The organism is Leptospira kirschneri serovar Cynopteri str. 3522 CT (assembly GCF_000243695.2).
GTDB classification, from domain to species: Bacteria; Spirochaetota; Leptospiria; order Leptospirales; family Leptospiraceae; genus Leptospira; species Leptospira kirschneri.
Map to the genome: position 1 here is coordinate 1 of NZ_AHMN02000007.1, position 26,585 is coordinate 26,585.

Annotated in this window: 21 protein-coding genes and 1 riboswitch; of the genes, 11 read left to right on the forward strand and 10 right to left on the reverse strand. The window is 36.4% G+C overall.

All coding sequences use genetic code 11. From position 1 onward, the window contains the following. On the forward strand, nt 1–561 hold a 561-nt coding region (locus tag LEP1GSC049_RS217235; protein WP_016560696.1), incomplete at its 5' end, for a DUF1564 domain-containing protein. A gap of 190 nt (nt 562–751) precedes the next feature. On the opposite strand, the gene LEP1GSC049_RS217230 is transcribed toward LEP1GSC049_RS217235, so the two are convergent. Then, nucleotides 752–1,969: an MFS transporter gene (locus LEP1GSC049_RS217230; protein WP_004750222.1), complete on the reverse strand. Its 1,218-nt coding sequence runs from the start codon at nt 1,967–1,969 to the stop codon at nt 752–754. Next, on the reverse strand, nt 1,944–2,621 hold the full coding sequence (locus tag LEP1GSC049_RS217225; protein WP_004750214.1) for a biliverdin-producing heme oxygenase: 678 nt from the start codon (nt 2,619–2,621) through the stop codon (nt 1,944–1,946). Before LEP1GSC049_RS217225 ends, LEP1GSC049_RS217230 begins: the two co-directional genes overlap by 26 nt. A gap of 1,002 nt (nt 2,622–3,623) precedes the next feature. Between LEP1GSC049_RS217225 and LEP1GSC049_RS2000000227870 the strand changes: the two genes are divergently transcribed. The 3 genes from LEP1GSC049_RS2000000227870 to LEP1GSC049_RS217210 are packed head-to-tail and all read left to right on the forward strand — an operon-like array spanning nt 3,624 to nt 6,819. After that, on the forward strand, nt 3,624–4,016 hold the full coding sequence (locus LEP1GSC049_RS2000000227870; RefSeq protein WP_004750161.1) for a Fur family transcriptional regulator: 393 nt from the start codon (nt 3,624–3,626) through the stop codon (nt 4,014–4,016). After that, nucleotides 4,013–5,590 carry a hypothetical protein gene (locus LEP1GSC049_RS217215; protein ID WP_016747936.1) on the forward strand — a complete coding sequence of 526 codons (1,578 nt, stop codon included), beginning with the start codon at nt 4,013–4,015 and terminating at the stop codon, nt 5,588–5,590. The genes LEP1GSC049_RS2000000227870 and LEP1GSC049_RS217215 overlap by 4 nt, the downstream gene beginning before the upstream one ends. Next, the gene (locus LEP1GSC049_RS217210; RefSeq protein ID WP_004750174.1) at nt 5,587–6,819 is read left to right on the forward strand and encodes an AZOBR_p60025 family cell surface glycopolymer formation protein; all 1,233 of its coding nucleotides are present in this window, start codon (nt 5,587–5,589) and stop codon (nt 6,817–6,819) included. The genes LEP1GSC049_RS217215 and LEP1GSC049_RS217210 overlap by 4 nt, the downstream gene beginning before the upstream one ends. 685 nt (nt 6,820–7,504) lie before the next feature. Here LEP1GSC049_RS217210 and LEP1GSC049_RS217205 read toward each other — a convergent pair. The 7 genes from LEP1GSC049_RS217205 to LEP1GSC049_RS217175 form a co-directional block, all read right to left on the reverse strand. Next, on the reverse strand, nt 7,505–9,088 hold the full coding sequence (locus tag LEP1GSC049_RS217205) for a PDZ domain-containing protein (protein ID WP_004762765.1): 1,584 nt from the start codon (nt 9,086–9,088) through the stop codon (nt 7,505–7,507). Between the two features lie 14 nt (nt 9,089–9,102). After that, nucleotides 9,103–10,617, reverse strand: a complete 1,515-nt coding sequence (locus LEP1GSC049_RS217200) for a S1C family serine protease (protein WP_004750207.1) — start codon at nt 10,615–10,617, stop codon at nt 9,103–9,105. Nucleotides 10,618–10,655: 38 nt separating this feature from the next. Beyond that, entirely contained in the window at nt 10,656–11,189 is a 534-nt protein-coding gene (locus LEP1GSC049_RS217195; protein WP_004759988.1) for an adenine phosphoribosyltransferase, read from the reverse strand. 290 nt (nt 11,190–11,479) lie between these two features. Then, on the reverse strand, nt 11,480–12,367 hold the full coding sequence (htpX, locus tag LEP1GSC049_RS217190; RefSeq protein ID WP_004750096.1) for a protease HtpX: 888 nt from the start codon (nt 12,365–12,367) through the stop codon (nt 11,480–11,482). 416 nt (nt 12,368–12,783) lie between these two features. Next, on the reverse strand, nt 12,784–14,394 hold the full coding sequence (locus LEP1GSC049_RS217185; protein WP_004768927.1) for a membrane protein: 1,611 nt from the start codon (nt 14,392–14,394) through the stop codon (nt 12,784–12,786). Further along, nucleotides 14,391–14,861 carry a hypothetical protein gene (locus LEP1GSC049_RS217180; RefSeq protein ID WP_004759846.1) on the reverse strand — a complete coding sequence of 157 codons (471 nt, stop codon included), beginning with the start codon at nt 14,859–14,861 and terminating at the stop codon, nt 14,391–14,393. Before LEP1GSC049_RS217180 ends, LEP1GSC049_RS217185 begins: the two co-directional genes overlap by 4 nt. Further along, nucleotides 14,854–16,743, reverse strand: a complete 1,890-nt coding sequence (locus LEP1GSC049_RS217175) for a polysaccharide biosynthesis protein (protein ID WP_004750263.1) — start codon at nt 16,741–16,743, stop codon at nt 14,854–14,856. Before LEP1GSC049_RS217175 ends, LEP1GSC049_RS217180 begins: the two co-directional genes overlap by 8 nt. Nucleotides 16,744–16,884: 141 nt before the next feature. Between LEP1GSC049_RS217175 and LEP1GSC049_RS217170 the strand changes: the two genes are divergently transcribed. Further along, nucleotides 16,885–17,352, forward strand: a complete 468-nt coding sequence (locus tag LEP1GSC049_RS217170) for a hypothetical protein (RefSeq protein WP_016747941.1) — start codon at nt 16,885–16,887, stop codon at nt 17,350–17,352. Between the two features lie 5 nt (nt 17,353–17,357). Here LEP1GSC049_RS217170 and LEP1GSC049_RS217165 read toward each other — a convergent pair whose 3' ends face one another. Further along, nucleotides 17,358–19,481, reverse strand: a complete 2,124-nt coding sequence (locus tag LEP1GSC049_RS217165) for a hypothetical protein (RefSeq protein WP_016560715.1) — start codon at nt 19,479–19,481, stop codon at nt 17,358–17,360. Nucleotides 19,482–20,803: 1,322 nt separating this feature from the next. Next, a riboswitch (cobalamin riboswitch) is annotated at nt 20,804–20,987 on the forward strand. 266 nt (nt 20,988–21,253) lie between these two features. Between LEP1GSC049_RS217165 and LEP1GSC049_RS217160 the strand changes: the two genes are divergently transcribed. The 6 genes from LEP1GSC049_RS217160 to LEP1GSC049_RS217135 are packed head-to-tail and all read left to right on the forward strand — an operon-like array spanning nt 21,254 to nt 26,584. Continuing rightward, entirely contained in the window at nt 21,254–22,432 is a 1,179-nt protein-coding gene (locus LEP1GSC049_RS217160; protein ID WP_016560693.1) for a CbiX/SirB N-terminal domain-containing protein, read from the forward strand. Between the two features lie 18 nt (nt 22,433–22,450). Next, nucleotides 22,451–22,822 carry a DUF3209 family protein gene (locus tag LEP1GSC049_RS217155; protein ID WP_004762781.1) on the forward strand — a complete coding sequence of 124 codons (372 nt, stop codon included), beginning with the start codon at nt 22,451–22,453 and terminating at the stop codon, nt 22,820–22,822. 5 nt (nt 22,823–22,827) lie between these two features. Continuing rightward, entirely contained in the window at nt 22,828–23,577 is a 750-nt protein-coding gene (locus LEP1GSC049_RS217150) for an FAD-dependent oxidoreductase (protein ID WP_004757394.1), read from the forward strand. Nucleotides 23,578–23,580: 3 nt separating this feature from the next. Continuing rightward, nucleotides 23,581–24,684: a cobalt-precorrin-5B (C(1))-methyltransferase gene (locus LEP1GSC049_RS217145; RefSeq protein WP_004750179.1), complete on the forward strand. Its 1,104-nt coding sequence runs from the start codon at nt 23,581–23,583 to the stop codon at nt 24,682–24,684. Then, on the forward strand, nt 24,681–25,352 hold the full coding sequence (gene cbiC, locus LEP1GSC049_RS217140; RefSeq protein WP_004762693.1) for a cobalt-precorrin-8 methylmutase: 672 nt from the start codon (nt 24,681–24,683) through the stop codon (nt 25,350–25,352). The genes LEP1GSC049_RS217145 and cbiC overlap by 4 nt, the downstream gene beginning before the upstream one ends. Next, nucleotides 25,349–26,584 carry a bifunctional cobalt-precorrin-7 (C(5))-methyltransferase/cobalt-precorrin-6B (C(15))-methyltransferase gene (locus LEP1GSC049_RS217135; protein ID WP_004762660.1) on the forward strand — a complete coding sequence of 412 codons (1,236 nt, stop codon included), beginning with the start codon at nt 25,349–25,351 and terminating at the stop codon, nt 26,582–26,584. Before cbiC ends, LEP1GSC049_RS217135 begins: the two co-directional genes overlap by 4 nt. Nucleotide 26,585 lies beyond the last annotated feature (1 nt).

The following is a 26,585-nucleotide window of genomic DNA, read 5'->3' on the forward strand; positions in this document are numbered from 1 at the left end:
GTTGGAAAGTTCGAAGAACCGTTTTCTAGTATGGATATTCTTTTGTTGGATGACGGTCAAAAAATTGAATCTGCTTTGGTAGAAGATTCGTTTGGAACGGATTCTCTTTTGGTTCCAGATGTTTATTGGAATCGTTTGAATTTTCCAGAAAGAAAAGCTCTTCGGGGTAAACTTCCTTTTTTATTGAGGAAATATTCGAAGCAGATCGCTTCTATGAAACGCCTTCATGATCGGGCGGGTAAAATCAAATACAATCGGTGCGTTGGTAAAATGAAAAAGTTTAGTATTCGGGTTCATACTGGTGTTTGGGCGACTTTAGGTGTTTTAGCGGCGGCTCATGGTGTTTCGAGATGTTATCTTTTTAATTATATGCTTTGGTTGGAGGACCTGGGTGGAAAGGAGGATCTTTTTGTGAAAAGTTTAAACCTAGGAGTTCCTAGCTTTCACTGGACTTACAAAATGATCTGGAAAATTGACAGGAGACAAAATCTCATTTCGAGAGAATTACAATTTGAACCAAACCCAATGACGAATAAATATCCATATGATTTAACGTCGTGAAGTAATCAATGAAAAGCAATTGAAATTGAAACATTATGTTGCGATCTATCGAGAGTGAATTGGATTTTTTGTGTCTAAAGTTTAGAAATATGAAAATACCCTCTTACTAGAAAAATCAGCTTTTATTCAAAAACCAAATTTTCTGAGGATGAATGAAAAAAATGCACAATATTTTTAGAATATTCTAAAGTTATTTTTGATTAAGAATTTTATAGAATGGAATACTTATTAGAACGATTAAAATTTGAGCAGTTCCAAATACAAATGCGGTAGGGGAAGCTCCTATAAAAGGAGTCCAAGTGGTTGAAATCCGATCTAATCCTACCGAAGAAATCGGACCTAAAAAGAATCCGAGAGAACCAAATCCGGTTAAACTCGCCATTACGATTCCGTTATTCTCCCGATTACAAAGAGAAGAAGCAAGTCGTAGAGAAGTAGCAAACATCAAACCCGCTCCCAATCCGCAAAATAAAAGTGAAATTTCAATCCAAATGACGGATTGAAAAAAACCGGAAAGTGTTAGAGAAACACCGTAGATCAAAGACCCTATGGCGACTGGAAAATACTTACCGGTTTTTTGGGAAAGACGAATCGCAGGATAAGATAATAAAGCCATGGGTAAAAAAACTAAGGATAACATCTTTCCGGTTTCGGAAGGGTTGAGTGAAAATTCTTCTCGAAGGCGTAGATTGAGCGAACTCATAAAATATCCGGATGTAAAACGATCTAAAAATTGGAATGCAAGAGGAAACAAAAGAAGAGGGTGTGTTAAAAATAGAATCAAAGATTTTTTCCAAGAATGTTTTTCGGAAACTCTGAGCTTTTCGTCGGGAACAAATTGATATACAATCCAGCCAAGAAACAATAAAATTATTGAACCAAATTGAAACGGTAAAATTGGATTCAATTTTCCTAAAAAACCAAATGAAAGACCTACGGCTCCTCCAAAAGAAAGAAGCATTCCGGACAAGCCCATCAAGACTCCATTTCCGAATTTACTTTTAGAATTACCGTGTTCAAAATCTGCAACGGATGCGAGAAGCAATCCGATCACGAATACGTGCGCTCCTCCTTCCAAGAAACGTAGAAATAAAAGAGTAAAAAGAGTATCTGCATAAGGCAGAAGATTTAAAAGTAAGGCATCGAATCCGCAAAAAAGTATAATAATTTTTTTACGAGTCCCAAAAGAATCCGAAAGAAAACCGGCCACCGGGGAAAAAACAAAAGAGCCAAGCATCGCTATACTCAAAAACCAAGCAACTTCTTCGTTACCGGATTGAAATCTGTCCTTTACAATTTCCTTAAATACAGGAACAATCATAGTTACCGGAAGCATTGCCAAAAAAATCGCCACCGGTAAAAAATATGCGGACTTTTTAAAATCAACCTTTCCCAAGAACGGAGTCATACGTTTCCTTACCAATTGCGGAGATTAAGTCTTGTTCCAGTTCGGAAAAAATTCCCTGATTTAAAAGAAATACCTGTTTTGATTCGGCTAGAATAGATTGTTTTTCAGAATCGTCTATTGGTAGAGAGTCCAATGCGGCACGATAGTTTTGTTTGAATCCATTGATGTCTTGAATGGCAGGAAATTCGTAAAAAGAAATTCCTTTTCCTTCTGGAAGATTTAAGGCTCTGGCCGCTACTTTTTTTAAGATTTGTCCGCCGGAAAGATCTCCCAAATAACGAACGTAAGAATGAGCCGCTAAAAGTTCCGGTTGAGTTTCAGAAATTTTGCGAATTCTTTTCACATAATCTTGAGTTGCTGCACTTGGTTGACTATCGTTAGGTTTCCAAGTTCCATAAAAAAATTGAAGGTCTTCTAAAAGAGCATTTTTACGGTAGAGTTCTGGAAAATAAATCGACTTTAAAACCAGATTGTTCTTATTACGTTCTAACTCTTCTTCCATAGATTCATAAACATAATAGAACGCTTCTAGATGTCTTGCATAGGTTCCTTTTTCTAATATTCCTTTCATAAAACAACGAATGAAAGCAGAACTTTCTGCGGCTTTGTGTTCTTCGGATGTTCCTTCTCGTAAAATAACTGCTAAACTCATTTTGATTCTCCTGACAATACTGTGACAATTCTTATAAATTGATATTGAGAATCAAACTTATTTTTGGGAAAATATACCAGTTTTCTAAAAATGTGGGAACTCTTACAAATTGGGATTAGCGATTCTATATTCAATTTTAATGATGTGTGAAAAAACAAACTTTTGTGAAATGGACTGTTGAGCCTATGTCAGTTATTCACTTAAAAATTACGATAGAGTTTTGATCAGAATTTTGCTTTTGAAATGGGAATTTGTTTCAAAATTTAACGATACCATAAGTCTTATTCGAAGAATTAGATTGTAGGAATTCATATTTTCTTTTTTACAAGAGATTTTTTCCATTGGGAAAAATGTTAGAGGCTCAAATGATTCATAAAATAATTACTCAGAATTATAATCATAAATATCTAATATTTTGCACTGAAACAGTGTTTTAGATAAAAATTAAAGATACACAATTTTATGAGATCTTTAAGTGGCTCTATGCCTTCCTGGAATTTTTAGTCATTTTTCAGTAAAAATTTTTCCAGTGTAGGACCCATTTTCTTACAGCAAAAGTTTTACAAAGATTATACGCTATAGTTGTAACTCAAAAAAATCGTCTTCTTTCTTTAAAAGTTTATTCTAAAATTTAAAAGAAATCATTTTACTGGTTCCTCGAAAATTGAGTACCCATAAATATTGGGGCAATATCGGTTAACGTGTTTTCGGTCTGATCCAATGCGAACGCTATTCCAAACTAAAGCGTCTCGGGTCGCTCTGTAAATGTTCTATAACAAGTTAAATCCAGGAAAAAATTTTGTTTCTCAATATAAAACGTAATAGTTCCCACTATTAATGGTTTATGGATGTTACAATTGATAGAAACAAGTTACACCATAACTTCATTTCCAATTAAAAAAGTTCGTATCCTTAAAATAAAGAAGTTCCTACAAGGAAATGTTAATAGATTGACAGAAAAAACAAAAAGATCTGAAAATTTATAATAGTCGGTCGTATAACGTGGAAAATAAAAAGACAGTTCTTAGAAATACGAAACAGAAAGGAGAAATTCTGAAAGTTCTAGAAATGGCAAAAGGTCCACTTTCTATCAAAGAAATTTACGAACTTTCCCGAAAAAATCTAGACAATTTAGGAATCGCAACGGTTTACAGGACAGTCAACCATTTGATGGAAAATGGAAGCATTCATGAGATTCATCTTCCGGGAGAATCTTCCCGTTTCGAGGCGAGTAATCATCATCACCATCATTTTCATTGTAAACAATGTGACCGTGTATTTGACATTGAAATCTGCCCGATTCCTCTGGACAAAAGTCCAAAAGGTTTTACCGTGGACACCCATGAGATCATTCTCTATGGAACCTGTTCCGATTGCAATTCCAAGGCACGATGAATTCTGAAACCCGAATCAAAATTAGAATAATCTGGATCTTTTTACTCCTTTTACTTGGATTTTTATTTTTAGACCGAGTTCTATTCCCGATTGCACTTTTCGAATTTCCAAATGAACTCGAATGGGATACTTCTCCTTGGTACAACTTCCTTCATAAACGAAAAAACATTCATTTTGAAAAAGACGAAAAGGGAATCCTTATAACTGGAAGTAGTGTAGCTCTTTATTCTTCTTATCCGAAACAGATAACCGAAGAAATAAGAAACTCTAACCTAAAAGACGGAAAAAAATTTAGGGCTGAATTTTATTCTCATCCGGCCCTATCTCCTACGGATCTTTATTATTATTCGGACGATATTTTATCTAAAAAACCGGAATTGGTGGTCTACATACTCAATCCGGCAGATTTACAATTGGATTATATTCAAAAATTAGAATCTTCTGAAGTCCATTTCGACGAGCGGGCAAGAATAAAAGATTACAAAGTTCGCCACCAGAATCGTTTCATTTTTCCGGGAGAGTTCCTTGCAGATCATTGGAGAGATTATACAAAAGCGGAAATTTTTGCTCAGTTGACGAAAACATTTATACTGTTAAATCGGTTTAGAAATTTCTTATACGATCCTTGGACAGAATACATAGAACATCATACCAGAACCATGCGTTCTTATCATTACTACACAGGTTCCATACCTAAAGAAGGGATTTTTCTCCGAGGATGGACCCCACCTTCGTTTACGATTGAATGTGAACTCAAAGATGGAAAGTTGTCGGAAGATATTTTCACTCAGAAGCCGGGAATTCGAGTTCAAATCGAAGAAATAAATCCAAGTGAAAAACATCTAAACAGAGAACCGATTTTTTATGATCAAACCTTTTCTAAACCCGGATGGAAACCGCTTTTTCTCGATTTTAAAAAGAATTCATCCGTAGAGAATCTTAAATCGGTCATCTTAAAATTTACAGTTTCTCCTACTACAAGTTCCGACGAAGTAGACGCTAGAATTTTCGGAATTCCTGTTCACTACGGGATTCGTCTTCCTCAAAATTTTTGTAGAAAGGAAATTAGAACCGATATTTCTTATGATAGAATTCACGGTTTAGACGATGATCGAATCGAAACCATGTCTGATGAAGATTATCGGAAAGACTATGAAAAACGTCTTTATTTCAATCCAGAAAACGAAGGTGCCCTCAATCGTTTGAAAAAAATTCAAAAAAACAAAGAGATTTTAGGAAACGTAACTTACTTTACTTGGTCCGAAATTCAATTTTTGGAAAAGACAATTTCTAAATTTCGAACAAATGGTCAAAAATGGATCATCATCAATTCTCCCGAAAATCCGATCGAAAGTAAATATTATAAAAATGGAAACTGGTATCGTGGTTATCTTGAATTTTTAAATTCTTATAAAAACGATACGTACGGTTTTTACGATCTCAAAGATTCGATTCCGGATAAAAGATCGTTTTTAGATCCGCACCACCTAACATTTAACGCTGCAAAACGTAGCTCTTCTTTATATACAAACGTCATTTTGGATTTTTTAAACGTTTCGGAGCGGAAAAAATGATTCTGTTTTTTTCAAAAATGCGCGCTTTTTTTGAAAATCCTTTTTGGATTCTTCCTTTATTTATTACGTTATACGTTATTTGTTCCCTGTTGATTTGGAAAAAATACAATTGGAATCCAAGTTCGCAAATTAATTTTGGAAAACAATTCGTGGTTCAAAATACAGAAGAAACTCCGAAAGGTGCGGTTATTTTTTTAGGTCGTCCAGGTGATTTAGGAGCCGGTTATGACGGACAAATCTTTTATTATTATTCTAGAATGTTGAGCGGATTCCATTTAAATTGGCCCAAAGGTTTTGAAGAAAATATTCGAGCTCCTAGAATCGGTTATCCCCTTTTAGTTTCTGTTTTCGGTTGGTTCGGAACCTGGGGAACCGTATTTGGAATGTATTTCTTAAATTTATTTCTGATTTTGTTTTCCTGGTTCTTAGTCAGAGATTTATGCGGAGTAAAATATCGTGTCTATTCTAGTTTTTATTTATTTTCTCCTTTTCTTTTAGGAAGTTATACTCTTTTAGTCAGCGACGCAGTACTAACTGGACTTTTAGTAATTACGTTTTGGTTCTACAAAAAGGAAAAATGGATTTGGTTCTTTTTATTTGGTGGGCTTTCGATTTTGACAAAAGAACAGGCGTTTTTTTTACTCTTTCCTCTCGGTGTCCAATCTCTTTTGGAAAAAAAATGGAAAAACTCTATTCTGATCGTTTCTACTTTGTTATTACCGTTTTTTTGGGCTGCTTTTTTAAGAATTCAATTTCCGAATTGGTCTCCAACACGATTTACCGATTTTTTTACTCCGTTAGACGGGTTTGTAGGTTACTGGAAAGAAATCAACGAACCTTCTTTATTATCTTTTTTGCAAGTTCCAAATTTAAAAACGGGTCTTGTTCTTTTTGCTAAAAAGTTTTCTAGACTTCCTCTTTTTCTTTTATTTCTTGCGGGTTTGTTCGTATTTTGCAGTGGAAATTGGAAAAAGGGAATCGCAGGAAGACTTTCTTTTTTTCTGGTGATCTTTTCCGTTTTTTCCGCGGGTTATGTGTTGTATTGGTCTTCCTATGAAAACGTTTCTAGAATGTTTACGGTTTCGATCGCATTTTTGATTTTTTGGAAATTAGAAGACGATTCCATTGCGGATCTTTTCTATTGGATAGTTACAGGAAGTATTCTTTTGATTTTTTTGTTTAAACTTGCGTTTGTTTCTTCTATTCTTCCTTATGAAATCTGGAATTGACAGTATTTCATAAGGAAGTTTCTAAACAAATTTGATCAATAAAAAAACAAGTTTAAGAGCAGCTCATCTTTCATTTCAAATTAACGTGAAAGTTCGGTTATATGTTTATTACTCAGAGTTATATAATAAAGTACCCGATCTTTTACACTTCAGTAGTGTGAAATTCAGAGAAAGAAAACCGGGGCGAATCCGGCATTGCCGGACCGCGCTTTCAGCTCCGATCAACAAATTGAGGGTTTGTTTGAAAACAAAATCTTTTCCTGAATTCAATTTGTTGATCCCGCCTCAATCGCTTTCGCATTTGTTATGCCCTGCTCACGTTAAAATACGACCCATAATGCGCTTACATTTTTTGATTTTTTACACGAATTCAGAATTAGTATATTCAAATATTTTACTTTTTTAAAGCGATATTGTAGTGATGATCTTATTGTGTATTGGCGACAAGTAATAAATCAGACATTTCGGATTATTCTCTCAGAGAAATTTTAAATAACGCGAAAGGGAATCGGTGCGGAGGACTCAAGCAGAAGGCTGCCCGTAGCAAGCTAGATTTCGCTCCGGTTTTCTTACATAGAACTTACATTAAATATTTCATTATGAAATATAGATTTGTGATAGTTCTCACAACTTTGCGGAAAAATTCGGCGGAGTTAACATTAACCGAAATTTATATTTTCTAAAATCAATCTCCATTTTCCGAAAAGCGGATTTTATAACTTTTATAAATTCTTTCATTGATTTCCGGAAGTTTTTTTCGATTTAAAGCGATTTCGGTTCCATCATCCAAAGAGATCAAAGCGTATTCCGATTTACCATGTTTTATACTTTGTCTTAAATCTTGAACGGATTTTACGTTTTGACCGTCTATCTTTTCTACGATTTTAAAACTCAGATCGTGAAAACCGTTATTGGATTCGTCCGGAAGAACCTGAGATAGAAGAACGATCTTTCCTATATCATTCTCCTTTTCGTGAAACTTGTAGTAGTCGTAGAGATAAAGAAGTTTGCGATCCACTCTCGATCTCCAATCTTTTCCCCATTCTTCTAAAAGTGCTTCGGAAAGTTCTAGAAAAACAAAACCACCTTCTACAGCAAAATCGTTAGAAGCGGGAATATTTTTAAACGGAATTCGAACCGCAGAATAAGGAAATGGTTTCAATTTCATATTCAAACGAATCTTTTTCTTATCTCGTAATACTAAAATAGGAATTTCTTTGCCTAAAGAATATCCGAATGAATCACCTGTATGTGCTAAAAAGGAAAGAACTTGTTTCCCATATAAAGGATGTTCTATATATCCTTTGGAATCTACGTTTTTACCACCAAATTCTAAAATGATATCTTCTAATTTAAGTACACCACTTGCCGATGACCCTGGAATCACATCTGCTATTAAAATTCCAGAATCGGATTTTTCCATTCCATAATATTTTTTTACGGAACCGTCCGTAATCGGACGAAAACGAAATCCTTTATAACCGAAAATATCAGGACCGGAAGTAGTTAAGAATTTTTGAATGATAAAAGAAGGAATCATTCTGCCTGAATTTTTACCGGAAGTAAATTCGTACAAAATACCTGAAACCTTTCCGTTTTCGATCACTACTTCTCCGAAACCGTTCAAACCTTCGCTGGAACTTACATCTACAACCGGAAGTTCGACCTGACCCAGAGGCATTTGATCCATGTCCATACTCAAAAGTGAAACACTTGTAGTTTGGATTGAACCCGAATTATCGAGTTGATAAACGTTTGCTTGTTTTGGAAATACTACAATCGGAGAAAATTTAAGAGGAACTAAATCCTGGAAAAAATCCTTTTTTTCTACAAGAAGAAGTGCCAAGTTAGATTCCGGGTCAGTACGAAACACGGTCGCTTTTATTTCGGAATAGGAAGAATATTTTTTTACTTCTATTAAAGTTGCATTCGGCAAAAGAGAGTAGGGAATCAGGATTTGATTTTCCTCCGTAACGATTCCTACTCCTCTGCGAACCCTAGGATTTTTTTTCTTCCAAGGTTGATGATACTCCGGTTCTTGAAATGTAACTTTAATTTGAACGATACTTCTATGATATGTTTCCTGAACGGATAAAATCGAATTTTCTTTGGCGGATAGAAATTCTTTTTTTTTATCTGAACCAATTTCCTTCGTTTTAGAAGGATTTTTTTTAATGAGAATAAAATCAGATTCTTTTTTTGAAGAAGTTTCCGCCAAAATTCCGAAAGAAAAACAAACTAATATCGTTATGATCCAGATTCGTAACATTATAATTTCCTTAACTATTCGAGACCGTAAATTTTACGGATTTTTTCGTCCGCTTTTTCCGCTTCTTCACGATTTAGAATTAGAGGAACTTGAATATCTAAAAATTTCAAACGTAGATATTTGTCTTTGGATTCTTTTAGAATTTTTTTCAGATCTTTTAACTCTCCGACGGGTATTCCATTCACGGATTCTAAAATCATATTTACAAAATAATCTGAGGAAGAATTTACCGGATGAGAAAGTTTTCTATATAAAACCACGTCCGTTTTTTTAGTTCGATTGAGTCCATCTTCTATAAAATAAAAAAATCTATATAATAACTGACTTCCTCCAGAAGTGTTTCCGCTTCGACCCCAACTAGTGATCAAGTCTCGAGACATCTCTTGAAATAATAGCCCACCGATCATTTCGAAGTCATACGATCGATCGTATTGATTTCTCATAAAATCAAAATCGAACATACGACGAGCCGGAAAAGACACCGACATTTCTTTTCCTTCTCGATACAACTTAAAAGAAATTTTATCTCCCGCGTGTTTGTTATCTACGATTTCTACAAAGTCCACTCTTGCATCCTTGTCCTGCATAACGGTTCCGTTTTTACCAATTGGTTGTCCGTCAATTTCTAAAAGGAAATCTCCTTCTTTTAAATGATTTTCAGCGGAACCATTTTTTAAAACTCTAGAAACAAAAACACCTTCCAAGTGATCCGGAATTCCCTTTGCTTTTCTAAGAAATACGTTAAATGAATTGAGAGTTCTCACCCCTAATTCCACATATCCGTCGTATTTTCCGTCTTCAATATCCGTGAGAAAATGACGTATAACGTTCGTAGGAATGAGATAACCTATATTTTCTCCTTTGGTCGCTACTTGAAACGCAACTCCTACTACCTTGTCGTCTTGAATTGCGGGGCCTCCGGAATTTCCGGGATTGATCGCTGCGTCTACTTGCAGAACCAAATGACTATCCACCGCGGAATGAGAATAAACCGATTGATCTTTTCTAGATACGATTCCGCGAGTAACCGAAACTTTATTACCTCCGATCGGATAACCTACCACGATCAAAGGAGAATTGAGTTCCGGAATTTCTCCGAGTTGTAGATCTCTGGAATCTTTATAGAAATCCGGATTTTCCGCTTCTAAAACTGCCAAGTCACAATCGTGGGCTAAATGAAGAATTTTTACTCCGTACCATTCTGTTTGATTGTATCTCTGAACCTGAACGAATTTGGCGTTAGAAACTACGTGCGCGTTGGTTAGGATTCTTTTATTTCCGATTAAAAAACCAGTTCCAGAACCAGCCCGGACCGTGTCTGTCGTCCAAGGGGTAAACGGATTGACCGCTTGCGAATAAACTCGAATTTGTACGACTCCTTTTCTAAGTTCGTCGAAGGGTAATGGATTTTCAACGGCATAAATCCCCGACTGTATAAAAAGTACTAATCCAAACGAAAAAAATCGATCTGTATTTTTAAATAGGATTTTATTCCAAATTCTAAAAGAAAATGATAATATTGCCGTCAATGAAAATCTCCTTAATAACATTCGAATTTTAGAATTTTCTAATGACCTTCAAACTCACAAATCGAAAAAACCGGAATCTTGAGTTCTTCTTGAAGTTTTCTACGTCCTCCTAAATCAGGAAGATCTATAATTACTCCGGCTTCGTAAATTTCCGCTCCTAATTTTTTAAGAAGTTTCACCGCGGCAATCATGGTTCCACCGGTCGCGATCAAATCATCCATTAGAAGAATTTTATCTCCCGGCTGGACAGAATCTTTATGAATTTCGATCACGTCTTTTCCGTATTCTAAATCGTATTCTTCCGATACGGTTTCAGAAGGTAATTTTCCTTTTTTGCGTATGGGAATAAAACCTACTCCAAGTTGAAAGGCTAACGGAGCGCCTGTGAGAAAACCTCTGGCTTCGATTCCAGCTACTTTTGTAATTCCTTTCCCTTGATAACGGTTTACAAAGGTGCCAATAGTGAGCGCAAGCCCTTCTGGATCGAGTAAAAGAGAGGTTATATCACGAAATAAGATTCCGGGTTTTGGATAGTCAGGTATGGTTCTGATTTTGGATTTAACGATAGACATTTAAATTTTACGTCTCAAGATTTTTAATTTATACGGGTTCTATTCAAAAAATCCAATCCATTTCAAACAATTCTTTTTTGTCTTAAATACAAAAAAGCCCGGTGGATACCGGGCCCGTTTTATGTCTTTCGACTCACTTACAAAATCTTTTAGTACTTTAATTTGGAAAATTTCTATCAAATCCAATTACGTTTGGCGAAGAATTTCAACGTAAAACAAGCATTTGACGACATCTTTACTTTTGAATACTCACTGATAGAGGTTCCCTTAAGATTTTGTAATAAACGTATTCAATATCCCGAATTCTTCAAAGCGGCAATTCTTGCTTCTAAAGGAGGATGAGTAGAGAATAAGGCCATCCACTTGTTATGTCCGGATATTTTCATTGTAGCAAGAGCTTCTTTTCCCCTTTCGTCTTCTGGCGCGTCGAATGTGCGTTTTAGTTTTTCTAACGCGGCGATCATATTCTGGCGTCCTGCAAGTTTCGCTCCGCCTGCATCTGCACGATATTCTCTAGTTCTAGAAAAGTATGCTACTATAATCGATCCTAAAATACTGAATAAAATACTCAATACTATATTTGCAATCAAACGGACCGTATATTGAAGTTCATCTTTGACCATCGTACTGAGAGCGTAGCTGATAATTCTAGAGAAGAACATTACAAAAGCGTTAACAACTCCTTGGATTAGAGTCATAGTCACCATGTCTCCGTTCGCTACGTGTGCTAACTCATGTGCGAGTACTCCTTCCACTTCCGCGTTATCCATCGTTTGAAGTAGGCCGCTGGATACCGCTACTAAAGAACTAGATTTAGAAGGTCCAGTCGCAAACGCGTTTACTTCTGGAGAATGATAAATTCCTACTTCGGGCATCGGAAGATTGGCCGCTCTTGCAAGCCTTTCGACTCTGGAATACAATTCTCTTTCTGCTCCGGAAGCAGATCTAGGATCTATCACCTGCACTCCCATCATCATCTTCGCCATAAATTTGGACAGAAGCAATGATACGAACGCACCTCCCATTCCCCAAAGGAAACAGAATACGAGCAAAGAACTCAGATTGATTCCATTTGCATCCAGATACGGACCGATTCCAAGTACACTCGTTACGATTGAAATCGTAACGACCACGAGTATGTTGGTTAGTAAAAACAACCCAATTCGTTTAAACCACATTTAGGTTTCTCCTTATAATTCTATAAATACTATCTAAAGTTCTTTTTCTTTTAGATCTCACAATACAACTCATAAGAGCCATTGTATTTTAGTTTTTCAATACGATCTAACAACCGGAGTTCAGAAACAAAACTTAAATGACTCAAACTCAGTAAATAGTTCAAAAAAGATGTCTTTTGTTAGATCGATCGTCCAGTTTTTGAAATTGTGGGAACTATTTATTCCCAGACAAATTTCGTTTTTAGGAAATTTTCCGTTACAAATTACGAAATCATAACATTAAACGTTACTCCAATTCAATTACATCGTTTTTTTAAATTTGAATCCAATAAAGCTGTGGGAACTACCATATTTAAGTTTTACGGATTCAATTTCTATTTTTAGACCTAAAAAACGTATTTTTGGTTTGAATCAATTCAAACCTTTCTAGGTTCCTTTCGAAAAAAAGAAGCTAGTAAAAATAAAATTCCCAATAAAAGATAGGAGGTTACAAAAGAATTAAAACCAGGTTCAAATTGATTGAGAATATCATTTCCTCGGAGGGTAAAACCGTGGATGAATCCTGTAACTGCAAGAACAGCTGCAATCAAACAAGTAATCAAAGCCTTTTTGAAATCCCGATCGATTACAAAAACTGCGATCGAAGCCCAGATCATAGAAGAGATCAAAAAACCTTGTGACAAACTCAAAAGTCCTCCCATTGGATAAGGTAAAAATGGAAGGGAAAGAGGCACATCCGACATCCAAAGATGCGAAGTTTCTTTGACTCCAGCATTTTCTAAAATTCCAGCAATCGATCTATCTGCGTAGTTAAAAGTGGATTGAATGAGTAACACTCCCCAACCGGCAAGTGCAGGTAAGATTCCTATAACTACGGCGGGCGCGTGTCTACTTGGGGTTGCTTCAAATGCTTGAGATCCAATCACAATTCCAATCCAAAGAACGATCGCCATTCCGGCTTCTACAGGAATCAGGGCCTGTATAAAAGCCAAAAGTCCAAACAAGGCGACTAACGTCATAAATATTCCATTTAAAGTAGAATAACCGGCTCTTGCACCCAAAGCCTTCCAACCAGGATGACCGATATAGATCGTAGTCGGAAAAGGAGATCCGAAAAAGGAACCAACTATGGTTCCTATTCCATTTGCAAGAAGAGAATCTCTTGTGTTAAAAGAATCTCCACAAGCCTCCGCAGATTCTATGTTTTGTAAAGAGCCGATCACGTTGAAAATTCCCATAGGAATGATTACGGAGAGATATTCCCAAATGTCCGTAAGTCCCAAAGCAGAATATAAATCACCGATCGATAAAATTGGTAAGTAAAATCCTATCTGACTCGTAGAACCCTTCAATAACGCTGGATCCATGATCGGGTTTCCCCAAATCCCAGAACACCAAGCGAGAACGGTTCCTAAAACTACGGATACAAGTCCTCCTGGAAGACGAAATGGAAATACAACTCTTGCAAAATATTGTAATAAAATTACTCCGAAAGGAAGAAAGGCGATGAGGGGATTTTGAAACGTACGAACTAAAAAATCCATCGAAATAAAAGTGATTGCAATCCCGGCCAAAGAAGAAAGTAGCGCTGCTCTTGGGGTCACCTTACGAATTTTTTCAGCGATAAAAGAACCAAACATCTCTATCAATCCAGAAAGAAAACTTGCTACAAGTCCTACCTGCCATGCGGTTTTGTAATCTCCGGTTTTCTTATATACAGGAAGTATAATAAAGAATACAAATGCGAATAAAGAAACTGTGTTGATTCCGTAGGGTAAGGCGGTGACGTCGGATCTGTTTTCTTTTTTACCGAGACGATACGCCTGCCAGGAATAAAAAAGATTTCCAAGTAAAAGAGAAATTGCAGTTCCAGGAAGGATCACTTTATAAATAAAATCTCCAGGAACACCACAGAGTGTGGTTAACAAAAAAGAAAGAACTAAGATCTGAATTAAATTATCGATCATCAGACCGAAAAATCCGTCTAAATCTCCCGGCATAAACCATTTAAATTGATTCTGGTTCATTGTTTTGACTTACCCCCAAAATTCACTTGAATCACTTTGGGCGAATCTCCCTCTTCATTTTTTTTCTTTTCTGAAACTGTTTTTTCACCGGACGAAAGTTCTTTGAAAATCTCTTGTTCTTTTGTGAAAACTCTCATATTCGTCAAAGCCGTCTGGGTTTTATCAAAATAACGTAATATACAATCCCAAGGAATAAAAACCTCTTCCCAGGTATAACCAAATTGAAGTTCGGCGTAGATCCATTCTTCTCCAGGGTCCAAGTTTTTCACTCCCCCCTTAGAGCCGAATACTAAAACGATTCCTACTTCCCGTTCGTCTCCGACTAATCCGCGTTTACCGATTACCAATTGGGAATGAGGAAGGGCGTGTAAATAAAAAGTTCCAAATTTTTCCCAGTAAAGTTCAAATAAAGAACGTTTGAATTTTCGGAGAATCGAAATTTCTTCTTTCAGATTTTGTTTATCCATTTTGCAGATTTTGATCGGCGTTCGTCTCGTTCAAATAATCCCCGTGGATTTTGTATTCAGGAACCAAAGCCTTAAAAGCGAGAAAAATTTCTCTTTCCTTATTGGCTCTGGCCAAGGTTAGAAGTTCGTTAAATCTTGCTACAAATGTAGTGGCTTCTTGATTTTCCAAAGGAGCGGCGATTTTAATTTTTGGATGATGTGTTTTTTTAATCCCTTCTAAACCTAACAGAAGTTCTTCGAATAATTTTTCTCCCGGTCTAAGTCCAGTAAATTGAATCGGTATATCTACGTGAGGTCTAAGTCCACAAAGACGAATCATTTCTTCCGCAAGGTTTAGAATTTTTACGGGCTCTCCCATTTCAAGGATGAAAATCTCACCACATTCTCCCATACTCCCTGCTTGGAGTACAAGTTGAGTCGCTTCTGGTATCGTCATAAAGTAACGAATTACATCCGGATGTGTAACCGTAACTGGTCCTCCATTTGCGATCTGTTCTCTAAATCTGGGAATTACCGAACCGTTGGAACCCAAAACGTTTCCAAATCGTACCGTGATAAATTTGGTTCTTGTTTCTCTAGAAATATGTTGTAAATACAATTCGGCTGCTCGTTTAGACGCTCCCATAATATTTACCGGATTGACCGCTTTGTCCGTAGAAATAAGAACAAATCGTTCCACTCCCGAAATTCTAGAAATGTCCGCGATATTTTTTGTTCCGAGCACGTTATTCATCACGGCTTCGGTGGGATTGATTTCCATCATAGGAACGTGTTTGTAAGCCGCGGAATGGAAGACTACTTCCGGAGAATGTTTTTCAAAAATAGAACTGATTCTGGAAAGGTTTTTGATATCCGCTACGATTGGAACGAGTTCTATATTTTGACCTTGTAATTTTTTTCCTAATTCGTATTCGATTTCGTATAACGGAGTTTCTGCGGAATCTAAAAGAAGAATTCTAGAAGGTTCAAAAACCGCAACCTGTCTACAAAGTTCACTTCCGATCGAACCTCCAGCTCCGGTCACTAAAATGGACTTTCCTTTTAAATAAGAACGAATGGATTCTATTTCTAGATCTACTACCGGACGACCGAGTAGGTCTTCTACTTGAACCTCTCTCAATTGATTCAATCTAGGAGAATCGAAAAATAAAGAACCCAAGGAAGGAAGAATTTTGAATTTTACGTCTGTATGTTCAAAAGAACGAATCAATCGACTGATAAGTTTACCGTCTGGATTGCTCATCGCTATAATTACTTGTTTGACTCCGAAACGATTGATAATCTGTTCCGCCTGATCGATCTTAGCTAAAATTGGAATTCCTTGGATATGTGCCCCTATCTTTTGAACGTTATCATCTAAAAATCCGATCGGGTTGAGTTTAAGTTCGTTGTGTCTTCTAATTTCCGAAAGTAAAGTGGCACCCACTTTTCCTGCTCCCAGAATCAAAGTAGGAAGTCCTTCTTCCTTGGATTTTTTGAGAATATACTGATCTCTGAATACTCTCCAAGAAAAACTACGAATACATAAAAAACTTAAAAGGAGAAGTGTGTCTAAAACCGGAACCATTCTCGAAAGCTGTTCGAAACGATTATAAAACAAAAGTGCCGTGGTAGAAATGAGAGAAGAAAGAAGAGTTACTTTGATAATTTCCACAAGATCGTGAATAGAAGCGTACACCCAAATCGATCTGTAGATGTCAGATAGAATAAAAACGATTGATCGTACCGTAATAACGATCGCTAAAGAAACGAAGAACCTTTCCGGAGAAGCGAGAAAAATAAACGACTCAAAACGAATCCAATGTGCTAAAAAATAAGAGATCCCCATGAAGATCAGATCTAAAGGGAAGATCCACATTCTTCGATTCCACTGAGCGAACATGTAGGAAATAAAATCCGCTTGTTCTTAAAAGTCCAATCTTTTTGAAATGGTTCATTCCTATTTTTAAACGAATCGAAAAATGTGTTGCAGAAATTCTTTTCTTGCCTCACTCCAATAGTAGAATAAATCGGTTCTTATACCTTGAAAGAAATTATTATTAACCTCCAAGGAGATCTGGACTTTAAATTGGGAGAGATCATTCTTTCTAAATTAGAAGAACTCTCCGAGGCTCCACGTAGAGTTCTTTTAGACGCTTCCGGACTCGAGTCTGCTACCCTAGAAGGTACTTCTATACTCAATCAACTTCCAGAACGTTTTCCAAATTCTAAATTCGCGATTTGTTCTGTACCAACTGGAATTGAAATTTCTGTAAAAAGTGAAGATAAAATTTCAGTTTTTTCCGATAGAGATTCTGCAAAATTACATTTAAACACTAATTCCAAAGGGGAAGAAGTTTCTTCGTTTATTGAAGATATACTCGTTCACTGCCCTGTTTGTTTTCATCTTTTGAAAATTCGAATTTCTGGGAATTACGGCTGTCCCGTTTGTCATTCTAAGTTTTTTGTTACAAAGGACTGGCGCACTTCCGCCTTTGAAAGATTATTATAATATTCTTACATTTCTTCGAAAAATCGGATCGTTTCTACAACCTCTACCGGAACGTTCCCAGCTTGGAAGTAGGGGTTGTATCTTTTTTTGATTCCCGAAACGAGTCTTCTTTTTTTGGCTTCAAAAGAATCCATCGATTCTTTGAGAATGGGATGTTTTTGTAATTCGGTTCTTAGTTGAGGAGAAAAGGGAACGTATCGATTGAGTATGTCTCTGGCTACTCGATTGAGTCTGAGTTTTCCGGAGGACTCGAACAGAATCCAATACGAATAATCCGAGGCGAACATATCCTTTAGATTTTTTCTATATTTTAATAGTTGTTGATCGATTCCTTTTTTTGCATCGGGGGTAAGAGCGGGGGATTTTCGATAGTTCTCCAGATAGAGATAGTATTCGGAAGTTAGTGAAGGAGGAGAGGAATCTTTCCACTTTCTTCCTCGAACCGTTCTTTCCATTTCCCATCTAAATTCTCCTAAAGTCCTTGTAATCGCAAGAGTCATGTTCTCGTTCAGGATTTGCGGAAACACAAGTCTTCCTCTCGAACTAAGTCCGGAAGTAATTTCTTGCCATAAAACTCCTCTACTTCCGAACACGGGAAGTATGATACAATCTGGACAGATTTCTTTCATTGCAAGTTCCGGTTTGCCAGGAGTTTGTTCTGGTTCGAAAGAAATTTGTCTGTAAAAAAGATGTTTATCTATTTTATGAACGTGGTCCACGACCGAATTTATTTTTTCACGCGTGACTAAAAATGCGTCCGTTTCTCCATACATTTGATCTTCGGAAAGAATCGGATAAGCAAGATTTGGATTGGCGGAAACTCCGATCAGCCCGTTGAATAATAAATTGCTTAATTCCCAATCTAGAAGATGTAACAGATCTTCGATCCCACTGTCTCCTGCGTATTCGTCCGTTCCCGTTTTGCGGACCATAGAGGCTCGGACTTGTTCGTAGGATTGTGCGAGATGATTTCTGGAAGGAGTTTTTTTTCCGGAAAGTATTAGTCCTAGCCATTCCGGTAAAAAGTAAACCGCAAGTTTATGATCAGAGGGATATGGGTCTTGTGTGTCTTTGATTTTTTCTAGAGTTTCATAGAGTTGAACGATTCTTGTGGGAGAAAGTAAATTCTCGTCCATATAAAAGAAATATAAAAAGAGTAAAACTGGTTTTGGAACCGGAGAGATGTCCGATCTATATCTCGCATAACACGCCGAATAGAGTTCTATAAATGTCTGTATTTCTTCCGGTTTGTGTTCCTTTCGAACTAGACCAGGATGTTCTTTGAATGCTTGCACTCTTCTTTGAATTTCAGATGTACCAGAAGCACTTATAGAACCGTAGTTTAATATCTGAGACAAACTTCCTTGGAACTTGTCTGGTAAAGTAGAATCTTCTAAAATTCCTCCTCCCATTTGAATTCCACCCCAAGCCCTTGTTTTTTCAGAATCTTTTTCGGGAGCCGTTTCTACTTGAATACCTATATCGTTTCCGTTTAGGCTATAAATTTTTGCGTCAAAACGAATCCAATCTCTATCTTCTCCTAAATATAAAACGTGAATTTTATCTCCTGTAGAAACCGGAAATGAATGATAGAGTTTTTTTGTGAATACTTTTGCATGAATCGATTTTTGTACAAAGTCCGGTCCAGGAGGTCCAGAATACAAAAGACCGGGGAAGGCTTCTTCTCCATCGGTTAAGAATACTACCGGTAGTATTTTTTTTGGATGAGGACCTAGATCGTGTACGAGATGTTGCAATTTTTTGAATATGGTTGCGTCTCTCCAAGCGGGAAGTTCCCCTTGATGTGCAAGATAAATTGCAAGTTCTGGAAGAAATACTTCCTGAAACCAGGAAGAAGAATCAGCAATTTTTTGAAGAACGGAAACTCCAGCGTTATCTAAAAAGGAATGGATTTGAATTACGTCCCTTCCGTGCATGTAAGTAAGTGGCAATTTTTTTAGAATTTTCGCTCTTAGCGTAGCGCGGCGTGCAATGGAATTACGAAATCGTTTTTCTAGATAATATCCTGTAAGTAAAACTAGAGCTACAAAGATAGTTCCGTTGATGACCGGAATCCAAGAAAATTCCGGCCAGATAAGAACTGGACGTGCTTGGGCCAAAAAAAACATGCAAAATATATACGTTTCTTTTTTTGAGGGTCAAGCAGGATTCTTAGAGCTCTTTTCAAGAATCCTACAATTGAATTCCAAAACTTCGAACGATTCTATCTTAGATTGGATAAAGTGAGGTTTCAACTCTAAAAAGTAAATTTGATTTTGTTTATATCCTCCTTTTTAAAGATTTGTGTAAGATTATATCGTTTTTCGCAAACTCGTAGTTAGAGTTTTTACCAACCTGTTTGTTTCTACGAATTGATTCTATTTTGAATTTCTAAACCTTTTTATGTAATTTTTATCTTAATTTTAAGTATTTCAGTGACTTGATCAAACCGTAAAATATTCCCGATGTGGGAACTCATACAATTTCAGTTTACTTTAAAATTCTATCTTTTACCAACCGCGTAAAGTATAAGATTTTATGAACTTTTGAGTGATTCATCTTTCAATGAAAACTTGAAACGATCTGTTTTGTAAGATCAGAACGTTTGTAAAAGTATGAGTTCCTACATTCCCCAAATTTACCTGTAAAATTGTGATTTGTGATAGTTCCTACAAGTTAAGTCTCTTTGGGAAGTTTATGGATTTGTAAATCGTATTTTCATCGTTAGATTCAGTGGTAGTTCCCACAAATTATTATCAGGATGTAAATTGATACAAAGTTCCAAAACTACGGTTTCTACTCAAAACTACATGATAAAAGTATCCAACCTAATAATTTATACTTCAATCATGTAAATTTTTTATAAAGACCGGGCGTTATCGGACCGCGCTTTCAAGCTTCAGTCAATAAATTGCATGAAAGAAGCTTAATATAATATTTCGTTTTTAGTTACAATTTAGAACACGATCTGTCAAACACTGGTGATATACTTTATTACATAATTTTAAGTTAAACTTTTGCCTTTTCTGATTTTTATATTGAGTCCACATTTTCAGCAGAATGTTACTGATCTCTATAAAATTAGAGTTGTTGAAAAATTAATTCTCCATCTGTTTCTATTTTATGCAAATCGGCAATTGAAGCAGTTTTGTTAATCGCCACTATGGAATTTTTCAACAACTCTATTGAATACCGTTAATTCTATCACAAAACGCTGATTTTATGTAAAATATTAGGTACTTTATTATATAGTTATGAGTAATACTCAAGTATTATAAAATAAATTATAATTTTATAAAATTATTATATTATTTCAGATTTATTACTTAAGTATTTTAGCTTATTTCAAAAATATTTTTTCATAAAATTGATTTCCTAATTTGAAAATACAGTTTTTTCATATCGGATTAAAAAATATACTTCCCAAAAAAATCGTTTCCAGTCTTGCTGGAATCACAGTTTTTTCATAGGTTTATCTACATTACACATAGATAGGAAGACGGTTAAAATCCGTCACGGTATCCGCCGCTGTAAGAAGGACGAAAGACATACTAAGCCACTGGGACAACTACCTGGGAAGGCGTGTCGAGTAGAAAGATTTCAAGTCAGAATACGGCTTATGAAATTCCTGAAGTACGTTTCGACCTCGGAAATAAGGCGACCGTAACTTAAGCAAATTTTTACAATAAAAGAACGTTTTGGTTTTATTTAGGCAATCAAAACGTTAGTCGCTCTTGTTCCTTTAAAGAAAGAGATTTTATGTATATTGTTTATACGCAAATAAGTGATTTTGTCGAAATTCTATTTTACTCCTTCTTTGTAAAAAAAAGTTTCATAAAAATAGAATCAAATTTTCTTTTTTACCTCTTTCGAAAGGAACAGAAAAAGGCTTAAATAAAATATGAATGTTCCTGGAATTCTTATCATAGGACACGGAAGTAGAGAATCTACTTACGATGGAGAATTTAAGAAGTTCGTAGAAGGATACCAAAATCTTCACCCGAAATATGAAATCAGGACCGCATATGTAGAACTCTCAAAATCTGACGTCAAAACCGTACTTAGAGAATTTTCAAAGACACATAATAAAATATTGATATTTCCTTTATTTTTATTTGCTTCTAATCACGTCAAAAACGATATTTCTTTGGTTTTGTCCGATCTAAAACGAGAATTTGTTAATCATAGATTCATTTCCGCAATGCCTTTGGGAATACATTCAAACATTATAAATTTATTGCATATACGATCTAAACAAAACGAGTCGTTTAGAATCCAATCAAAAACCGCCGTGATCGTGGTAGGAAGGGGCGCCTCTGACGCCGATTCCAACGGAGACTTTTACAAAGCGGTTCGTTTTTTCGAGGAGTCTTCTTCTTTTCTTTTTGTAAAACCTTGTTTTATCGGAATTACAAAACCTCTCTTACAAGAAAGTTTAGAAATTTGTATAAAATTGAGGCCGGAACACATTCTGATTATTCCTTACTTTCTATTTTATGGAAAACTAATACAAAAGATTTCTCATATAGCCAAAGAATATTCGGAAAAATATCCTTGGATCAAAATCGAAACGGTTTCTCATTTTGGTCCAGATCCGATTTTGTATCCGATACTTGACGAAAAAATCTCACAGGCGCTTTCTGGTACAGCGACCCTACCTTGTGATAACTGTGAGTATAGAGTTTCTATTCCTGGACTCAAAAATAAAGTGGGCGGTTTGAACTCTCTTCTTTGGAGTATGAGACATTTGGAAACTCATACTCAGGCGGCTCCTCATGAGTTTCCTCATCGAAATTTTAAAAAACATATCTTTGTCTGCGATAGCGTGGATTGTGTAAATCAAGGTAGTATTTCTTTAATCCATAAAATCCGTTCCTTTATCAGAAAACACGAAAGACAATCTGAGTTTAGAGTTTCTAAAAGTTCTTGTTTGGGCAGATGTGGCGAAGGCCCGACCGTGGTAATTTATCCAGACGGAATTTGGTATCAAAGAGTAAGCGAAAACGACGCAGAAGAATTAGTCGCCGAACACTTGTTAAATGACAGATTGGTCACAAGACTTGTAGATAATATTATGTAGTAATTGAGGAGTATAACATTGGCATGTCACGAAATTGCCGCGTTGCGGTTGGGTATGATGAATTTAATTGGAATTAAAGATGAAGTCACAATTCGACATGAACAGTCTGAAATCGGAGTTGCGTTAGAATCTACTGGACCGATTCGTTCTTTGGCGGAGGCAAAAGATTTTGAATCGCTTATTAAGTTTTACGAAATATCTTTAACTGATTTAGAGGAAAGAATTTCAAAAATGAAAAAAGACGATCCCAAAATGGCGTATTATCGTTCTCTTTTAATCTTAACAAAAAAGATAGAATTCGAATTAAAAAATTCTGTTTTTATTTTTCAAAATTTCTTTCGGGATTTGGAAGAAATACACGATTTCGTCCACGAAATTTTTCCAACATAATCGACATGGCAAAATCTTCTAAAAGAGCCGAAATCAAAAATATTTGTAAAAAGAACGGCTCTGCGATAATCACTCTCGTTTCTAAAAACGGACCTCTTAACTTTTTAGGAGGTCAGTATGTAATTTTCAACTCCGGTCTTAAAACAAAAGACGGAAAAGAAATCAAACGGGCTTACTCCATTTTTTCTTCTGACACACAACAAGAAGAATTTCAAATTTGTATCCAACCGGTAACCGGTGGTCTTATATCTAATCATATTCCGAATCTTGCAATTGGTAGCGAGTTAGAATTTTCTGGTCCTTGGGGGAAATTTGTAGAAAATCCGAATTGGCCTAAAAAAGGGAAAATTCTTTTAATTGCTACCGATATTGGAATCACGACTATTCATTCCATTCTCCATTCTTTGCGATGGAGAGATAAACTTAAAGACACTTATGTGTTATGGTATCTTTTTCTTAAGGAGAAATCCATCTCCGTCCAAGAAATTTTAAAACGACTTCCAGAAGGATTCCATTTTTTGAATGTGATTTCCGTTTCTAAAATCAATCATCCAAATAGACCCGAAGAATGTATTCGTTCTCTTAAAGAAGAGTTAGTTGCCTTCGATTTTCCCCAAAGCGCCTTTTTAGCAGGAGACGGAAAATTAATTCGAGTTGCCCAAGACTTTCTTTTAAAAAGTGGATTGGACGAAAAATTCATAGGTACGGAAACGTTTTTTAATTCTACAAAAAAATCGGAGATAACAAGTCGTTAGACTATGGCCGCAAAAGAATTAAAGGAAGGTTTTACTACAGGCGCTTGTTCTGCAGCGGCGGCTAAAGCTGCGACTAGACTTTTATTAAATAGAAAGCCTGTCTTGGAAATTGAAACGACCCTTCCTAACAAAAGACAAGTTCTTTTTACGGTCAAACGTTGCCAACTTGAAGGAGAGATTGCAACCTGCAGTGTTGTTAAAGACGCAGGGGATGACCCTGATTGTACACACGGCGCCGAACTTACAGCACGAGTTCGCTTAACAAAAGAAAACAAAATCAAGTTAAAAGGTGGAGACGGTGTTGCCGTTGTTACGAAAGCGGGGCTCGGTCTTGAAATCGGCCAGTCTGCGATCAATCCTGTTCCCAGGAAGAACATCAGCGAGATGATTTTAGAAGAATTACAAGGTAGTTCGTTTAACGGCGCTGAGGTGGAAATAAGCGTTCCAGGTGGTCAGGAAATGGCTAAAAAAACTATGAATGAACGCCTAGGTTTGATAGGTGGGATTTCTATTTTAGGAACTACGGGTATAGTAAAACCTTATTCTACGGCCGCGTTTAAAGCAAGTGTTATACAAGCGATACAGATGGCCAGAGAATACGGTATTGATACGATCGTTCTCACGACGGGTGGTAAATCCGAAAAGTTTGCTATGGATCTATTACCAAATTTGAATGAACTTTCCTTTATCCAAGTAGGAGATTTTATCGGAACCGGTATAAAAACATCGGTTAAAGAATCAATTCATCACACGATCATCGTAGGAATGATTGGTAAATTATCTAAGATGGCGGACGGCGTGATGATGACTCATAGGGGTGGTTCTTCAGTAAATACTAAAATGTTGTCTATGATCGCTAGATCCATGGGAGTTCCGGAAGAGGTCGCAATCGAAATTCAAAATGCAAATACTGCAAGACACGTATTAGAAGTTTGTAAAGCAACTGGATACGAGATAATCACAACTAAAATCTGCGAAATCGTAGCCGAAAAATGTTCTCAACACGCCGGAACGAATATAATGATTTCTTGTTATATGGTGGATTTTGACGGAAAACTTTTAGGGAAGTGTGAAAATTTCTCTCAAAACGTTGGCTTAAATTTATGAACGATATGAGACAAATGACTAATCTAGGAAGAAATATCGAGAACAAATCTTTTTCGATTATTGACGAAGAAGCCGGAATTCATTCTTTTTCACAAGAAGAATGGGAAGTGGTCCGAAGAATTATACACGCGACCGCGGATTTTGATTATAAAAACATTACCAAAATTCATCCACAAGCGATCGATTCTGGAATCCAAGCGTTGAAAAAAGGATGTCCGATCGTATGTGACGTTCAGATGATTTTGGCCGGTCTGAATCCGGAAAGACTTAAAGTTTACGGTTGCAAAACATATTGTTTCATCTCGGACGAAGACGTAATCGAAAACGCTAAGAGAAAAAATTCTACCAGGGCCATCGAATCGATTCAAAAAGCAAATTCATTCAATCTTTTGAATGAGTCTCTGGTAGTGATAGGTAACGCGCCAACGGCTTTGCTCGAAATCGAAAGACTGATTCGTCAAGAAGGGATCAAGCCGGCTCTTATTGTGGGAGTTCCGGTGGGTTTTGTTTCCGCAAAAGAATCCAAAGAGACTATTCTAAGATTAGAATATTCTAATGCTCATTCGATTCCATATATTCTTACAATGGGTAGAAAAGGGGGAAGTACAATCGCGGTTGCGATTCTTCATGCACTTCTTTTGTTATCTTCTAAAAGAGGAGAAATATGAAGGCGGTTACTGTAATCGGTATGGGCGACGAAGGTTGTCCAGGATTATCGAGTATCGCGGTCAATGCGGTTGCCAAAGCTCAAATACTCGCAGGTGGTGAAAGGCATCTAGATTTTTTTCCCCAATTTTCCGGAGAAAAAATAGTATTCAAAGATGATTTGATCCAAGCTGTCAAAAAAATCGCAGAACTTTCTTCGGAACATACGATATGTGTTCTTGCATCCGGAGATCCTTTGTTTTTCGGAATCGGAAATTTGATCCGTAAAAAAGTAGGGTCTGAATACGTAGATTTTATTCCGGCACCCAGTTCCGTTCAACACGCGTTTGCAAAAATTGGAATCCCTTGGGACGACGCCAAAATTTTATCCTTACATGGAAGATCTTTAAAAGGACTGATTACTAAATTACAATTTCTTAATAAAGTTGCTTTGTTCACGGATAAAATCAATCATCCGAGGGAAATCGCTTCTTATTTATTGTCTTTTAAAGAATCTGAATGGACTGCGTTTGTATGCGAAAACTTAGGGGGAGAAAAAGAAAGGATTCGTAAATTTGACTTAAAATTGTTAAGCGAAGAGGAAGAAATTGATCCTTTAAACGTTTTGATTCTTATTAGAAATGAGACCGACTGGAAACCTCCTCCGGTTGTACCTAACGTTTCGGAGGAAAGTTATTCTAAACGAGTTCCCAAAAAAGGGCTGATCACTAAAAAGGAAGTCCGAATTCTTTCCATTGCATTCTTAAACATCCGAGAAGATAGTATAATCTGGGATATTGGAGCTGGCTCGGGTTCTGTGGCTATCGAAGCCGCACAAATCGCTAAAAACGGTAGATCCTATGCGATCGAAGTTGATCCTGAAGGAATCGAAATCTGTAAACAAAACATTTCTATTCAAAAGACGGATAACGTATATGTAGTTTCGGGAAAGGCTCCGGAAGTTTTAGAAAAACTTCCAGATCCAGACTGTGTCTTTATAGGCGGTTCCAACGGGGACATCTATGAGATTATTAGAATTTCCTTAAATAGGTTGTCTTCTCTAGGAAGTTTGGTAGTAAACGCAGTGACCATAGACAACGTTTCTCAAATTTATCAGAGTTTTAAAAAATTAAAACTTATACCCGAAGTAACCCTTTTAAACGTTTCTAGAGGACAAGTCCTAAAAGATTATCTTCGCTACGAGGCTCTTAATCCGATTCACATTTTTAAAGTTACAAAACCGGAGAAAACGTGAG

What these genes read in the sequence shown, in the direction of transcription:
- LEP1GSC049_RS217230 (WP_004750222.1), bottom strand. Translation starts at nt 1,969, where the DNA reads ATGACTCCGTTCTTGGGAAAGGTTGATTTTAAAAAGTCCGCATATTTT.
- LEP1GSC049_RS217225 (WP_004750214.1), bottom strand. Translation starts at nt 2,621, where the DNA reads ATGAGTTTAGCAGTTATTTTACGAGAAGGAACATCCGAAGAACACAAA.
- LEP1GSC049_RS217215 (WP_016747936.1), top strand. Translation starts at nt 4,013, where the DNA reads ATGAATTCTGAAACCCGAATCAAAATTAGAATAATCTGGATCTTTTTA.
- LEP1GSC049_RS217210 (WP_004750174.1), top strand. Translation starts at nt 5,587, where the DNA reads ATGATTCTGTTTTTTTCAAAAATGCGCGCTTTTTTTGAAAATCCTTTT.
- LEP1GSC049_RS217205 (WP_004762765.1), bottom strand. Translation starts at nt 9,088, where the DNA reads ATGTTACGAATCTGGATCATAACGATATTAGTTTGTTTTTCTTTCGGA.
- LEP1GSC049_RS217195 (WP_004759988.1), bottom strand. Translation starts at nt 11,189, where the DNA reads ATGTCTATCGTTAAATCCAAAATCAGAACCATACCTGACTATCCAAAA.
- htpX (WP_004750096.1), bottom strand. Translation starts at nt 12,367, where the DNA reads ATGTGGTTTAAACGAATTGGGTTGTTTTTACTAACCAACATACTCGTG.
- LEP1GSC049_RS217185 (WP_004768927.1), bottom strand. Translation starts at nt 14,394, where the DNA reads ATGAACCAGAATCAATTTAAATGGTTTATGCCGGGAGATTTAGACGGA.
- LEP1GSC049_RS217180 (WP_004759846.1), bottom strand. Translation starts at nt 14,861, where the DNA reads ATGGATAAACAAAATCTGAAAGAAGAAATTTCGATTCTCCGAAAATTC.
- LEP1GSC049_RS217175 (WP_004750263.1), bottom strand. Translation starts at nt 16,743, where the DNA reads ATGTTCGCTCAGTGGAATCGAAGAATGTGGATCTTCCCTTTAGATCTG.
- LEP1GSC049_RS217165 (WP_016560715.1), bottom strand. Translation starts at nt 19,481, where the DNA reads ATGTTTTTTTTGGCCCAAGCACGTCCAGTTCTTATCTGGCCGGAATTT.
- LEP1GSC049_RS217160 (WP_016560693.1), top strand. Translation starts at nt 21,254, where the DNA reads ATGAATGTTCCTGGAATTCTTATCATAGGACACGGAAGTAGAGAATCT.
- LEP1GSC049_RS217150 (WP_004757394.1), top strand. Translation starts at nt 22,828, where the DNA reads ATGGCAAAATCTTCTAAAAGAGCCGAAATCAAAAATATTTGTAAAAAG.
- LEP1GSC049_RS217145 (WP_004750179.1), top strand. Translation starts at nt 23,581, where the DNA reads ATGGCCGCAAAAGAATTAAAGGAAGGTTTTACTACAGGCGCTTGTTCT.
- cbiC (WP_004762693.1), top strand. Translation starts at nt 24,681, where the DNA reads ATGAACGATATGAGACAAATGACTAATCTAGGAAGAAATATCGAGAAC.
- LEP1GSC049_RS217135 (WP_004762660.1), top strand. Translation starts at nt 25,349, where the DNA reads ATGAAGGCGGTTACTGTAATCGGTATGGGCGACGAAGGTTGTCCAGGA.